The organism is Pseudomonas sp. GQ91 (genome assembly GCF_059758795.1).
Genome location: NZ_JCAXED010000021.1, coordinates 57,518 through 70,408, shown reverse-complemented (window position 1 = coordinate 70,408; position 12,891 = coordinate 57,518). Strand labels below are relative to the sequence as shown.

The following is a 12,891-nucleotide window of genomic DNA, read 5'->3' as shown; positions in this document are numbered from 1 at the left end:
TAACCAATCCGTGGTCACAAACGCCCGACAGTTGCAGATTAAACGTCAGCTGCGCGATGCCTTCTATATTGATACCGACTCATGGAAATGCCGGGTACTGCAACAGGCGCAAGACGTGATTGAACTCACCCGACTTGGGCTGGCTGACAGCCCGAAAGTATATAGTTGAAACCGACTCACACACCCTGTGACCATCCGCGCGGCACGGAGTATCGACGAGGTAGACATTGGCGAACATTTACAGCTGAGTGAGTCCGTCACGTGGGAACCTCTTTTCGAGAGGGTATGTTCGTGCGTTTTTATGAGGCGCATTTGGGTTGATTTTGCCAGCAGGGCAACCCTTTGAAAGTACTGTGTCGGGAGGTTAAGACGCTTCAAGGGCGAGCTGTTTTTTGTATGGCGGGTTACCGGATATGGCCTTTCAGGCGGGGCTGGCTGCGCAAGATCAATGCTCACAATCGTTGAGCAATAATGCTGGAAAGCGATTCACATTAACCAATTTAGTCGTAGGTTCGAATCCCACACGACCCACCATTTTTAGCGGTTTAGAAAATCCGGAAGGCCCACGCAAGTGAGGATTTCCGGGTTTTTTTTGCCCGTTATTTGTTCTGTGGGCGCAATTTGTCTATATTTGAGTCTATAGAACATATTGCAGGTGACGATTATGTCTTTGGCTCTCCAGCCTCAAGGGTTCACCAAGGATCAGTGTGTAAGCGGATTGCGCACGGCCGTGAGCATTCTCGAGAAATGGCAGGCCAGCAGCGACCAGGTCTGTCGCATCCTGCGTATCTCACGCAGTACCTACACCCGAGCCAAACAGCGTGGTGGTGAATGGAGCATCGGCTTGGATCACGACCAGATGCAGCGCATCAGCTTTGTGCTGAATATCCACGCCACGTTGCGCTTGGTTTTTGATAATCCCGAGAACGTGTACGGCTTCCCGGGGATGGTGAACGACAACAGTTTCTTCAACGGTCGAACCCCGCTCGAGATCATGGCTCAGGGCGATATGATTTCGCTGTACGAGACCTTTCGCCGGATTGATGCGCTGCGTGGAGCGCAATGGTGATGTTGGAACACTTGGGTAATCTGGCCGGGGAGCACGTGCAGGCTTATCGGCTGGTCAACTCCAAGTTTCCGCCAATTGCCTTGTTTGACGATGTGGCGGACGCCGATGAGTTTGACGTGCTGTATCAGATTCAAGCCCTGACCAATCCCCGGCTGAGCAATCAGGTTGGCGTGCTGGAGTTGATACCTCGCCGCGAAATCCCTTTTGGTATTCCCGGCTGTTCATACGCGATCGCGCCGTTCACCCACATAAACCCCGCCGGGTCGCGTTTCAGCGATGGCAGTTTTGGTGTGCTGTACCTGGCGGCCACGATGGAGACTGCGCTGGCGGAAGTCCGCTATCACCAGAATCAGTACTGGTCGCAGGTGCAAGGCCTCAACTTTGAGCGCTTTGTATTTCGCGGGCTGTCCTGTTCTTTTGTGGACGCTGCGATGAAGGATGCGGCGTCGGTGCCGCTCACCGACCCGCTCTACGACCCCGATGACTATTCCCACGCGCGACGCCTGGGAAGCGCGCTCAAGCAGGCCGGTTATCCGGGCCTTCGCTACCTGTCCGTGCGTGCACCGGGCAATTATTGCTGGGCACTGCTGACGCCCAAGGTCGTGGTGTCGATTGTCCAGGCTGCGCATTACGAGATGATCTGGAACGGCCAGATCACCAGCGTCAGCAAGATCAGCGAAACCTGAGCATCCCGTAAATAGAGACCGAGTTTACTCAGATCCGCCCTTGAACCAGGGTTGACTCATCAATCTGTGCAATCGACGTAACCCCGGTCAGGGTCATCGCCACGCGCATTTCCTTGGCAAAGATATCCAGCAGATTCTCCACGCCGCGCTGCCCATCAGCCGCCAAGGCGTACGCCGGCGCTCGACCCAGTAATACAGCTCTTGCGCCCAGGGCCAGCATGCGCACCACGTCCAACCCCGAACGAACGCCGGAGTCGACCAATACCGTGAGGTCGCTGCCCACCGCCTGGGCGATTGCCGGCAAGGCCTTGGCGGTAGACAGCACGCCATCCAGCTGGCGCCCGCCGTGGTTGGAGACGACGATGCCGTCCGCGCCGAAACTCACGGCATCCCTGGCGTCCTGAGGATCGAGGATGCCTTTGATGATCATTGGGCCTTTCCAGAATTCGCGGATCCACTCCAGGTCCTTCCAACTGATGGAGGGATCGAAGTTGGTGGCCAGCCAACCGATGTAATCTTCAAGGTGGGTCGGTTTGCCCAGGTACCTGGAAATATTGCCCAGGTCATGCGGGCGGCCCATGAGCCCGACATCCAGGGCCCAGGCCGGTTTGGTCACGGCTTGCAACATCCGCCGCTGCGCTGCGTAAGGTCCGGACATTCCGGAGTGGGCGTCGCGATAGCGTGCGCCAGGCGTTGGCATGTCGACGGTGAATACCAGGGTTTTTACCCCGGCCGCCTGCGCGCGCTCCAGGGCGTTTTTCATGAACCCGCGATCTTTCAATACGTAGAGCTGGAACCAGATGGATTGTGCAGTCTGCGACGCGACCTCCTCGATCGGACAAACCGAGACGGTCGACAGGCAGAAGGGAATACCTTTGTTGGCCGCCGCTTTCGCTACCTGAACTTCCCCGCGACGGGCGAACATGCCGGTCAGGCCGACTGGGCTCATGACTACCGGCATCGCCAGTGGCTGATCGAACAGTGTGGTTTCCAGACTCAGGCTCTCGACGTTGCGCAGGATGCGTTGGCGCAGACTGATGTCGGCAAGGTCCGAGCTGTTGGCCTTGAGCGTGTGCTCGGCGTAGGCGCCACCGTCGATATAGTCGAACAAAAAGCGCGGCAGCTTGCGGCGTGCGGCTTCGCGGTAATCCGATGCGGACGAGATGATCATGAACAGTGAGTCCCCGGAATAAATAGAACGGTGGTTGGCAGGATAGACAAAGGCTATTCATGGTAAAAACAACTTTTCCAACTTTAATCAAGTCGCAAACGGAATACACATGAACCTTCGCACGTTGCGCACCTTTGTCGAAGTGGTGCGCCAAGGCGGCTTCTCACAGGCGGCAGAGGTGGTTTCGCTCACCCAATCCAGCGTCAGCAAAGCGGTCAGGACCCTTGAGGACGAGTTGGGTACGCCTCTGTTCAATCGCATCGGACATAAGAGCGAGCTGACAGCGGCCGGTGAAATTGCCTACCGTCGTGCGCTGGTGCTGCTGGCCGAGCGCAGCGACCTGGTGGCCGAGATCAATGACCTGCTGGGGCTCAAGCGCGGCGTGTTGCGGATTGGTTTACCGCCGGTAGGCAGCGGGGAGTTGTTCGCCGCAATGTTTGCGCTGTATCGGCGGCGCTATCCGGATATCGAGATTCAATTGATCGAGCACGGCAGCAAGAAACTTGCGCAATGCCTGCAGGCCGGTCAGGTGGATTTGGCAGCCTTGTTGGTGCCGGTTGAAGGCGAGTTTGAATATCAAGACGTACGGGTCGAGCCGTTGATGGTGGTGATGCCGATGGATCATCCCCTGGCCGGACGGGCGCAGGTGAATTTTTCCGATCTGGCTGATTCTCCGTTCATTCTTTACGAGGCCGGCTTTGCCCTCAATCCCATCATTCTGAATGCCTGCGAGCGGCGGGGCGTGGTGCCTCGCGTGACGGCCCGCAGCGCGCAAATCGATTTCATCGTGGATTTGGTCAGTGCTGGCCTGGGTGTCGCGTTTCTGCCGCAGATGCTTGCCTACAAACACCGGCATCCCGGCATCGCCCTCACGCCCCTGGATGAGCCTCGGACCGACTGGCACATTGCGCTGGCCTGGAGACGCCATGCGCATCTCCCGCAAGCGGCGCGTGCCTGGCTGGAGCTTGCCAGGGAAATGGGCAACGTACCCGCGGCGACTAAAGGCTGAGGTGCTCGTGTTGGGAGGGAATGGGCCTATGCGCCAGATTAGGCTTTTGAATCCATTCGATATTCTGTAGCCTTGCGCAGCTTCACCGTTAACCGTGCTTGATGTACACAATCACTTCGTCCGGCGGTGCCCAAAGGGTTCCAGAGCCGGTGATACACTCGACTTTCGCGCAACTGCGCCTGCAGGTCTTGCGAACATGACGCAAATTTCCGAACGCCTTCTGGTTCAAGCCCACCTCGACGCCAAGCAGCCCAAGGCGCTGAGTGCCGAGGAAGAGGCGAACTTACGTTCCGCCATTGCCGCTGAGCTCAAGGCTCAAGACGCGGTGCTGGTCGCCCACTTCTACTGTGATCCGGTGATTCAGGCCCTGGCCGAGGAAACCGGCGGCTGCGTTTCCGACTCCCTGGAAATGGCCCGCTTCGGCGCCGCGCATCCGGCCAAGACGGTACTGGTCGCCGGTGTGCGCTTCATGGGCGAGACGGCGAAAATCCTCACCCCCGAAAAACGCATCCTGATGCCGACGCTGGAGGCGACCTGCTCCCTGGACCTGGGCTGCCCGGTGGACGAATTTTCCGCCTTCTGCGATCAACACCCCGAGCGTACCGTGGTGGTCTACGCCAACACCTCGGCGGCGGTCAAGGCCAGGGCTGACTGGGTGGTGACGTCCAGCTGCGCGTTGGAGATCGTCGAAAGCCTGATGGACAACGGCGAGACGATTATCTGGGGCCCGGACAAGCACTTGGGCACCTACATCCAGCGCCAGACCGGTGCCGACATGCTGCTCTGGGACGGCGCCTGCATCGTCCACGAAGAGTTCAAGTCCAAGCAGTTGGAAGACATGAAGGCGTTGTACCCGGACGCCGCGATCCTGGTGCACCCGGAATCACCGACGGCGGTGATCGAACTGGCGGATGCCGTGGGGTCCACCAGCCAGCTGATCGCCGCCGCGCAACGCTTGCCGAACAAGACCTTTATCGTCGCCACCGACCGCGGCATCTTCTACAAGATGCAGCAGTTGTGCCCGGACAAGGTATTCGTGGAGGCGCCCACCGCCGGTAACGGCGCGGCATGCCGCAGTTGCGCGCACTGTCCGTGGATGGCGATGAATACCCTGGAGCGCACCCTGCAATGCCTGCGTGAAGGGAGCAATGAGATATTCGTCGAGCCATCCCTGATCCCCCATGCGGTCCGTCCACTCAAGCGCATGCTCGACTTCACCCAGGCGGCGCGCCTGAAACTGGCTGGCAATGCCTGAGTGAGCGCCTTGGGGTGAGAGGATTGTCCTCTGATAAAGAGGCCTGTCCCTGTGGCGAGGGCGCTTGTCTGTGGCGAGGGGGTTGTCCTGTGAATGAGGGCTTGTCCTGTGAGTGAGGGCTTGTCCTGTGGCGAGGGGGCTTGTCCCCCGTTGGGCTGCGAAGCAGCCCCCAGACCAGCCGCAGAGGAGTGCCTGATACACCGCACTCGTTTTTATTGGGGCTGCTGCGCAGCCCAACGGGGGACAAGCCCCCTCGCCACAGGATAAGTCACCCACAGGATAAGTCACCCACAGGACAGGTCACTCACAGGACAAGTCCGGAAATTTCTGAGGGGCGGCCTCAGGGCTCGTTCGTGGGTCCCGGGTTATTTCTTCTGCTTCGGGATCCGCACCAGCTGCGTGTCCGAATAGATGTCATGCCAGGCGCGTTTTTTCTTGTCGATCAGCGACCAGATAAACCCCAGCCCCGCGCATAACCACGATGCAATTGACACCACAAAGCGCAACAACGCCTGCCACAAGCTGATGCGCGAACCGTCCGCGTTCTGCACGCGAACACCCCACACCTGCATGCCCAACGTCTGCCCGGAATGGGTCCAGAACTTGGCGAAGAAGCCGAACAGCACAAAAAACAGAATCGTCGACAGCAGTGGGTCACCGTCCAGGGCGCCGGATTCGGAGAGGGCGCGCATCCGGGTTTCGCCGACAAAGGCGATCCACACCAGCTTGTAGATGAAGGCTGTGACAATCAGCAGGGCGGTACACAACAGGAAGTCATAGAACATCGCTGCCAGACGACGGCCCAGGCCAACGGCGGGAAATTCGCCTTGTGGGCTTAGCAGGTGTTTCGACATGGCTGGGCTCTCTGGAGGGAAAACGCCATTTTACGGACAAACGCACATAAAAAAGCCCCTGATGTCACCATCAGGGGCTTTTTGTCGCAGGAGGGATCAGCCTTCCGCTTGTACTTCGTCAGCCTGCATGCCTTTCTGGCCTTGCACGGCGATGAAGGTGACTTTCTGGCCTTCTTTCAGGCTCTTGAAGCCGTTGCCCTGGATAGCGCGGAAATGCACGAACAGATCCGGACCGCTTTCTGGAGTGATAAAACCAAACCCTTTCTCGTCGTTAAACCACTTGACGGTACCGCTCTGACGTTCAGCCATTTTCTTCTTTCCTTTGACGCTAAAAATTAATGACAGCCCCTTTCACCTGAAAGAGTACTGGGCTGGGTTGCAGGAAAGTAAGAGACGTCGAACGGGTTGTAGCAAACTTTGGCTACTGCCCAGGTCCAGGTTCCAAGCGACCCATGCAAACACAGTGGGCAAACTCTACGCCAACTAATACAGAAAAAACAAGCCCTCTGCAGGCCACGTATTTGCTCGGCTTGATCACACTTCGGCGAACATTGTCGAAGCGGCTTATTCGATAGCGTAGATCACTTGTTATCGACTGATCCACATAGCGTTGACTATCGTCAATGCACTGTTTTATGGCGGTTGCGTTACAGATTAGTGCATATGCACGCAACCGCGTTACTTATAGAAACAGTCAATCAACCACGATAGTAACGTTGTGGGACGAATGGCATTTTACTTACACGAAGTGGGACCTTTTTCCCACGCACCAGTGCGGCTACTTCGCTGTCCAGGGTGGTAAATGCACTGTCGACATAACCCATGGCGAGCGGGCCACCCAGGCTCGGCCCAAAGCCGCCACTGCACACGCTACCGATCACCTTACCGTGCTCGTCGACGATTTCCGCGCCTTCACGCACCGGGGTGCGCTCTTGGGGGAGCAGGCCCACGCGCTTGCGGCTGATGCCGGTTTGCTGCTGGGTGAAGATGCGGTCGGCACCGGGGAAACCACCGGCGCGTGCTCCATCGGCGCGTCGGGCCTTGGAAATGGCCCACAGCAGGCTGGCCTCGATTGGGGTGGTCCCGGTGTTCATGTCGTGGCCGTAAAGGCACAGCCCGGCTTCCAGGCGCAAAGAGTCGCGGGCACCCAGGCCGATGGCCTGTACTTCGGTTTCGGCCAGCAGGCTACGGGCCAGGCTTTCAGCATTGGCCGCGGGGACGGAGATTTCAAAGCCGTCTTCGCCGGTGTAGCCAGAGCGGCTGACATAGCAATCCACCCCCAGCAGGCGCAGGGTGGCGAACTGCATGAAGGTCATTTTGCTGACTTCGGGTGCCAGCCGCGCGAGCACCTTGACCGACGCCGGACCTTGCAGGGCGAGCAGCGCGCGTTCCTCGAACAGCGGTTCGATGCTGCATTGATCACCAATGTGCTGGCGCAGGTGAGCCAGGTCCTGGTCCTTGCAGGCCGCGTTGACCACCAGGAACAGTTCGTCATTGCCCAGGTTGGCGACCATCAGGTCATCGAGGATGCCACCCTCATCGTTGGTAAACATGGCATAACGCTGCATGCCCACCGGCAGGTCGATGATGTCCACTGGCACCAAGGTTTCCAGGGCCTTGGCGGCATTGGCGCCGGTCAGGCGAATCTGGCCCATGTGCGACACATCGAACAACCCGGCCTGTTCACGGGTGTGCAGGTGTTCCTTCATCACGCCCAACGGGTATTGCACCGGCATGTCGTAGCCGGCGAACGGCACCATGCGTGCGCCCAGTTCGATATGCAGGGCGTGCAATGGGGTTTTCAACAGGGTTTCGGTGGACATATTCAGCTCCTGAAAAACGTGCGGACGCGCCAGTCGGCGTCAGCACTCGATAATGTTGACCGCCAAACCGCCGCGGGCGGTTTCCTTGTATTTGCTTTTCATGTCGGCGCCGGTCTGGCGCATGGTGCGGATGACCTTGTCCAGCGAGACGAAGTGTTGCCCGTCGCCGCGCAACGCCATGCGCACCGCATTGATGGCCTTGACCGAACCCATGGCGTTGCGCTCGATACAGGGCACCTGTACCAGCCCACCGATGGGATCGCAGGTCAGGCCGAGGTTGTGTTCCATGCCAATCTCGGCGGCGTTCTCCACTTGGGAAACCGTGCCGCCCAGCACCTCGCACAAGGCCCCGGCGGCCATCGAACAAGCCACGCCGACTTCGCCCTGGCAACCGACTTCGGCGCCGGAAATCGAGGCATTTTCTTTATAGAGGATGCCGATCGCGGCGGCGGTGAGCAGGAAACGCACCACGCCGTCTTCGCTGGCACCGGGGATAAAGCGCATGTAGTAATGCAACACTGCGGGCACGATACCGGCGGCACCGTTGGTAGGCGCGGTCACCACGCGACCGCCGTTGGCGTTTTCTTCATTGACCGCCAAGGCATACAGGTTGACCCAGTCAAGCACCGATAACGGATCGCGCAGTGAGGACTCGGGGTTTTTGCACAGCTGACGATGCAACGCCGCCGCCCGTCGCTTGACCTTCAGCCCACCGGGCAGAATGCCTTCGTTGCGACAGCCCGCGTCCACGCAGTCCTGCATCACCTGCCAGATGTTCAGCAAGCGGCTGCGGGTTTCCGCTTCCGGGCGCCAGGCACTTTCGTTGGTCAGCATGACCTGGCTGATGGACAGCCCATAGGTGGTGCAATGACCGAGCAAGTCCTTGGCACTTTTGAACGGGAAGGTCAGCGGCGTGGCGTCTTCGACAATCCGGTCGGCGCCGGCGGCATCTTCATCCACCACAAACCCGCCGCCGACCGAGTAGTATTCGCGACTGCGAATCTGCAAGCCGGCGGCGTCAAAGGCGCGAAAGATCATGCCGTTGGGATGATAGGCCAAGGGTTTGCGAATCATCGCCAGGTGTTCTTTCTCGTTGAACGCAATGCTGTGTTCGCCGAGCAGATTCAAACGTGCGTTGCCGCGAATCTCTTGCAGGCGCGCGGGCACGGTTTCGGTGTTTACGCTGTCGGGGTGTTCACCTTCCAGGCCCAGCAGCACGGCCTTGTCGCTGCCGTGACCTTTGCCGGTGGCGCCGAGTGACCCGTAGAGTTCCACTTTGACGCAGGTGGTGCTGTCGAGCAGGCTGTCACGCTTGAGGCCTTCGACGAATCGGGCTGCCGCGCGCATCGGGCCGACGGTATGGGAACTGGAGGGGCCGATGCCAATCTTGAACAGGTCGAACACGCTAAGGGACATGGTTGTTCTCCGGTTTCTTATTATGTGTCGGGTGCAATCGGTCTAATTGTGGGAGCGGGCTTGCTCGCGAACGCAGAGTGTCAGTTGATGCATCTGGTGACTGAACCACCGCATTCGCGAGCAAGTCGAATCGTCGCACCGCCGCTCCCACATTTTTGAGCGTATTCACTCAGTCAGATCAGGCGTAGCTCTCGATCGAAGGGCATGCGCAAACGAGGTTACGATCGCCAAACACGTTGTCGACCCGGCCGACCGGCGGCCAGTACTTGCCTTCGATCAACGACGCCAGTGGATACACCGCTTGTTCACGACTGTAAGGGTGACTCCATTCACCGACCAGTTCCGCAGCGGTGTGCGGAGCGTTTTTCAGTGGGTTGTCGTCTTTGTCCAATGTGCCGTTTTCCACCGCGCGGATCTCTTCGCGGATGGCGATCATGGCGTCGCAGAAGCGGTCCAGTTCTTCCTTGGATTCACTCTCGGTCGGCTCGATCATCAAGGTGCCGGCGACCGGGAATGACATGGTCGGCGCATGGAAACCGAAGTCGATCAGGCGCTTGGCCACGTCATCCACGCTGATACCGCTGCTGTCTTTCAACGGGCGCAGATCCAGAATGCACTCGTGTGCCACCAGGCCGTTGCTGCCGGTGTACAGCACGGGATAGTGTTCTTCCAGGCGGCGGGAAATGTAGTTGGCGTTCAAGATCGCCAACTGTGAGGCGCGCTTGAGGCCCGCACCGCCCATCATGCTGATGTACATCCAGGTGATTGGCAGGATGCTCGCGCTGCCGAACGGCGCCGCGCACACCGCGCCTGCCTTGCGCTCCATGGCGGCGTGGCCAGGCAGGAAGGGTGCGAGGTGGGATTTGACGCCAATCGGGCCAACGCCCGGACCGCCGCCGCCGTGCGGAATGCAGAAGGTCTTGTGCAGGTTCAGGTGCGACACGTCGCCGCCGAACTTGCCGGGTGCGCAGAGGCCAACCATTGCGTTCATGTTGGCGCCGTCGATGTATACCTGGCCGCCGTTGTCATGAATGATCCCGCAGATCTCGCGGATACCTTCTTCGAACACGCCGTGGGTCGACGGGTAGGTGATCATCAGCGCGGCGAGGTGGTCGCGGTGCTCGATGGCCTTGGCACGCAAATCCTCGATATCAACGTTGCCCCGCGCATCGCAGGCGGTAACGACCACGCGCATGCCAGCCATGTTGGCGGTGGCCGGGTTGGTGCCGTGGGCCGACGAGGGAATCAGGCAGATGTCACGACGCTCATCGCCACGGCTCTGGTGATAGGCACGAATCGCCAGCAGGCCGGCGTATTCACCCTGGGAACCGGCGTTGGGTTGCAGTGAAATCGCGTCGTAGCCGGTGGCCGCGCAGAGCATGGCTTCCAGTTCGGTGGTCAGTTGCTGGTAGCCGGCGCTTTGTGCGGCGGGCGCGAAGGGATGCAGCGCGCCGAATTCGGCCCAGGTCACCGGGATCATTTCGCTGGCGGCGTTGAGTTTCATGGTGCACGAACCCAGCGGGATCATGGTGCGATCCAGCGCCAGATCCTTGTCGGCCAGCTTGCGCAGGTAGCGCATCAGCTCGGTTTCCGAGTGATAACGGTTGAACACCGGATGGCTGAGGATCGGCGACTGGCGCAGCAGCGCGGCCGGCAGAGTGCTGTCGACGCTGGCGGCCAGGGCCGCGAAGTCCGGCGTCGCCTTGTCGCCGGCGAACAGCGCGAACAGGGTTTCAATGTCGGCTTGCGCAGTGGTTTCGTCCACCGACACGCCCAGGCGTTCAGCGTCCACTACACGCAGGTTGATGCGTTGGGCGCGGGCCTTGTCGTGCAGGGCTGCGGTGTTGGCGCCGGTCTTGATCGTCAGGGTGTCGAAGAAGTTTTCCTGCTCGACCTGCAGGCCCAGGGCATTCAAGCCGTTGGCCAGGATCGCGGTCAGGTGATGGATGCGTTGGGCGATCTGGGTCAGGCCTTTTGGGCCGTGGTACACGGCGTACATGCTGGCAATGTTGGCCAGCAGCACTTGGGCGGTGCAGATGTTGCTGGTGGCTTTCTCGCGGCGGATATGTTGCTCGCGGGTCTGCATCGCCAGGCGCAGGGCCGGCTTGCCGAAGCGGTCGACGGAGACGCCCACCAGACGGCCCGGCATATCCCGCTTGAACGCATCCTTGGTGGAGAAGTAAGCCGCGTGCGGTCCACCGAAGCCCAGTGGCACGCCAAAGCGTTGCGCGCTGCCGATGGCCACATCGGCGCCGAATTCGCCCGGTGGCGCCAGCAGGGTCAGGGCCAGCAGGTCCGCGGCCACGGCCACCAGGGCGTTGGCGGCGTGGAATCGCTCGGTCAGTGCGCGGTAGTCGAACACGTCCCCGTTACTGGCCGGGTATTGCAGCAGGGCACCGAAGAACGCGCTGACGTCGCTCAATTCGCGCTCGTCGCCGACCACCACCTCGATGCCCAGCGGCTCGGCGCGGGTGCGCAGCACATCAAGGGTTTGCGGGTGGCTGTGGATCGAGGCAAAGAAGGCGTGACTGCCCTTGTTCTTGCTCAGGCGCTTGCAGAAGGTCATGGCTTCGGCGGCGGCGGTGGCTTCGTCCAGCAGGGAAGCGTTGGCGATCGGCAGGCCGGTGAGGTCGCTGATCAGCGTCTGGAAGTTCAGCAGCGCTTCCAGGCGGCCTTGGGAAATCTCTGGCTGATACGGGGTGTAGGCGGTGTACCAGGCCGGATTTTCCAACAGGTTGCGCAGGATCGGCGCAGGCGTGTGGCAGTTGTAGTAGCCCTGGCCGATGTAGGTCTTGAACAGTTGGTTCTTGGCCGCGATGGCCTTGATGGAAGCCAGGGCATCGGCTTCGCTCAAGCCGTCGTCCATGCCCAGCACCGAAGTGCCCTTGATGCTTTCCGGGATCACGCTGGCGCTCAGCGCTTCGAGGGAATCAAAGCCCAGGCTGGCAAGCATTTGCTGCTCGTCGTCCTGGCGCGGGCCGATGTGGCGAGCGATGAATTCGTTGGCGGTCGTCAGTTGAATGGTCATGGCGCGCTCCTCAAGCTTCCGCGTTGGCTTTGATCAGGCGATCGTACGCATCCTGATCCAACAGCTTAGCTACTGCGTCGGCATCAGCCGGTTTAAAACGGAAGAACCAGCCTTCGCCCATCGGGTCTTCGTTGACCAGTTCCGGGCTGTCGCTGAGCGTCTCGTTGACTTCCAGCACTTCACCAGTGAGGGGCATATAGACACCGCTGGCGGCCTTGACCGATTCCACGGTGGACGCTTCCGCGCCCTTGTCGTAGGCCTGTAATTCAGGCAGTTGCACGAAAACCACGTCACCCAGCGCGTTCTGCGCGAAAGCGGTGATGCCCACGGTGACGCTGCCGTCGGCTTCGGCGCGCAGCCATTCGTGATCTTCAGTGAAACGCAACTCGCTCATGGAAACTCCTCAGGGGCCAGAATCGTCTGGTGGACGGGATTGGAATAGGTAAGTCCTTAGCAAAAACGCGGCCAATGTTTTTTAGTCTTTAAAAATCAATAGGTTATTGTATTTCAGTGAGGGCAAGCTCCAGCCAGCTGTAGCGATATCGCTACAGCGGAGACGCTTAAAAAAAGCCTATGAGGA

The 12,891-nt window shown here is 59.7% G+C and carries 11 protein-coding genes; 4 read left to right on the top strand and 7 right to left on the bottom strand.

Annotation, left to right across the window (positions count from 1 at the left end):
* Positions 1-664: 664 nt before the first annotated feature.
* Positions 665-1,069, top strand: a complete 405-nt coding sequence (locus AC6CIA_RS24790; RefSeq protein ID WP_498315733.1) for a hypothetical protein — start codon at positions 665-667, stop codon at positions 1,067-1,069.
* Complete coding sequence (locus AC6CIA_RS24785; protein ID WP_498315732.1) at positions 1,063-1,755, top strand: RES family NAD+ phosphorylase; 693 nt, start codon at positions 1,063-1,065, stop codon at positions 1,753-1,755. Before AC6CIA_RS24790 ends, AC6CIA_RS24785 begins: the two co-directional genes overlap by 7 nt.
* Before the next feature lie 28 nt (positions 1,756-1,783).
* Here AC6CIA_RS24785 and lldD read toward each other — a convergent pair whose 3' ends face one another.
* Complete coding sequence (gene lldD / locus AC6CIA_RS24780) at positions 1,784-2,926, bottom strand: FMN-dependent L-lactate dehydrogenase LldD (RefSeq protein WP_339530727.1); 1,143 nt, start codon at positions 2,924-2,926, stop codon at positions 1,784-1,786.
* 109 nt (positions 2,927-3,035) lie between these two features.
* On the opposite strand from lldD, the gene AC6CIA_RS24775 reads away from it, so the two are divergent.
* Positions 3,036-3,935: a LysR family transcriptional regulator gene (locus AC6CIA_RS24775; RefSeq protein WP_498315731.1), complete on the top strand. Its 900-nt coding sequence runs from the start codon at positions 3,036-3,038 to the stop codon at positions 3,933-3,935.
* A 196-nt stretch (positions 3,936-4,131) separates the two neighbouring features.
* Positions 4,132-5,190: a quinolinate synthase NadA gene (gene nadA, locus AC6CIA_RS24770; RefSeq protein ID WP_498315730.1), complete on the top strand. Its 1,059-nt coding sequence runs from the start codon at positions 4,132-4,134 to the stop codon at positions 5,188-5,190.
* Between the two features lie 365 nt (positions 5,191-5,555).
* Here nadA and AC6CIA_RS24765 read toward each other — a convergent pair whose 3' ends face one another.
* The 6 genes from AC6CIA_RS24765 to gcvH all read right to left on the bottom strand — a co-directional run bounded on the left by AC6CIA_RS24765 (position 5,556) and on the right by gcvH (position 12,705).
* The gene (locus AC6CIA_RS24765; protein ID WP_339530733.1) at positions 5,556-6,044 is read right to left on the bottom strand and encodes an RDD family protein; all 489 of its coding nucleotides are present in this window, start codon (positions 6,042-6,044) and stop codon (positions 5,556-5,558) included.
* Between the two features lie 96 nt (positions 6,045-6,140).
* Positions 6,141-6,353 carry a cold-shock protein gene (locus AC6CIA_RS24760; protein WP_003316897.1) on the bottom strand — a complete coding sequence of 71 codons (213 nt, stop codon included), beginning with the start codon at positions 6,351-6,353 and terminating at the stop codon, positions 6,141-6,143.
* Positions 6,354-6,742: 389 nt separating this feature from the next.
* Positions 6,743-7,867: a glycine cleavage system aminomethyltransferase GcvT gene (gene gcvT, locus AC6CIA_RS24755; RefSeq protein ID WP_498315729.1), complete on the bottom strand. Its 1,125-nt coding sequence runs from the start codon at positions 7,865-7,867 to the stop codon at positions 6,743-6,745.
* A 39-nt stretch (positions 7,868-7,906) separates the two neighbouring features.
* A complete protein-coding gene (locus AC6CIA_RS24750) occupies positions 7,907-9,283 on the bottom strand; it encodes an L-serine ammonia-lyase (RefSeq protein WP_498315728.1) in 1,377 nt (458 codons plus the stop codon).
* 178 nt (positions 9,284-9,461) lie between these two features.
* Entirely contained in the window at positions 9,462-12,311 is a 2,850-nt protein-coding gene (gene gcvP, locus AC6CIA_RS24745; protein WP_498315727.1) for an aminomethyl-transferring glycine dehydrogenase, read from the bottom strand.
* 10 nt (positions 12,312-12,321) lie between these two features.
* Positions 12,322-12,705 (bottom strand): glycine cleavage system protein GcvH, encoded by a 384-nt coding sequence (gene gcvH / locus AC6CIA_RS24740; RefSeq protein ID WP_498315726.1) that lies wholly within the window; start codon positions 12,703-12,705, stop codon positions 12,322-12,324.
* Positions 12,706-12,891: the final 186 nt, after the last annotated feature.